The following is a 1,335-nucleotide window of genomic DNA, read 5'->3' as shown; positions in this document are numbered from 1 at the left end:
GGATTGAGATTAAAGCGGGTTGGTATCCGGTGCCGCTGACGTTGACCCATGAGGAATATGGTCAGATTAGCAACGTGACTCGCGTCACCATTTCCAGAATACTGGCACATTGGCAAAACGAAGGGCTGATATGTCGGGAAAATAAAACGATTGTTGTCCATCATCGGCTGTTTGAGGATGTGTATGACTGGCTCAGTTATTTTCCTGGGAAATGATTTTCCTTATCAAGAATACTCTGCGGTCACACTATTAATGCTGTTGAGTAGGGCCTCGGTGGTAGGATAGCCTATAAGCTATTGCACAATAATGATTGCCCTCTGAATTTTAAACCAGAGTTTGTCTATTGATATTCAGAATATTAAGTTTATAAGGGAAGGGATAACGTTAACTGTAGTAAAATTTGAGTTCCTTAGGTATCAAATCGTTTTTATATAAATAACTTTATTGCAAATTAATGCAATCGAAATGATCTCAACGCTTCTATCTATGCGTTGATAGGTTTTCGTTATAGTCCTAATTCAACTCTATTCTGTAGCAGTAATCATATTATTTCTCCTGATTTTTAGGTTTATACTCTTTTTTCTGTTTATCTCTCTATTTTTATGGGCATTTTTAATGCATGCAGGGTGAATTGAGCAATTCAATTTACCGTTCTACACTCAATTTTGAAATTGACACTTTTGCAAACACATCAAGATATTTATTAGTCAACTAATATATTAATAGGCACGAGGTATTACTATGGCACTTCAGGATGCATACACCCGAATTGGATATATAAATCCTAATGCAACCACTACAAGTCTATACCTTAGACACAGGATTGGTAACGATCCTAACAGAGAGTCGTGGATTTATTACTATGAGCCGAATAATAATGATGTGGTTTCTTTACCAAGACTTCCCATTAGGATTGAACGAAGCGGGGTTGGTAATAGAGACTACTGGTATATGAATGTAGAGACAAATAGGGGGGTATTCAGAATAGCGGATAACTTCTACTGTTCATTTTCAAGCTCTGATCAGAATACAAACAGATGTACAGTTGATATGCCTGCGATGAAATTTAGAATGTATTTTTATAAACCAGATGGTAGTCCTGGTTCATCGGGGTGTACAAAATCTATAACATTTTAAACAGGAGGATGGTATGAGCATCTGGGACCAATTTTATCAACTGAATGTGCTAGAAATTGATTTTAAAGACTCACTCAGCACGAGTGCCGTTATTTATGGTAATGGCCGTAATCAGGTTGCTATTTCTATTCATGTAAGAGTTATGTCATCGGTCACGACTGTTTTGCCGTTGACGGACCAAGAAATATTCGATGCCAT

At 37.2% G+C, this 1,335-nt stretch carries 2 protein-coding genes; both read left to right on the top strand.

The annotated features are described in order from the left end of the window. A partial coding sequence (locus J5224_RS28045; RefSeq protein ID WP_264628395.1) for a helix-turn-helix domain-containing protein occupies positions 1-215 on the top strand: 215 nt, incomplete at its 5' end. Between the two features lie 935 nt (positions 216-1,150). Further along, on the top strand, positions 1,151-1,335 hold a 185-nt coding region (locus tag J5224_RS28040; RefSeq protein ID WP_264628394.1), incomplete at its 3' end, for a hypothetical protein.

This window comes from Candidatus Symbiopectobacterium sp. NZEC135 (genome assembly GCF_025962695.1).
This window is presented reverse-complemented; position numbering and strand designations above follow the sequence as displayed.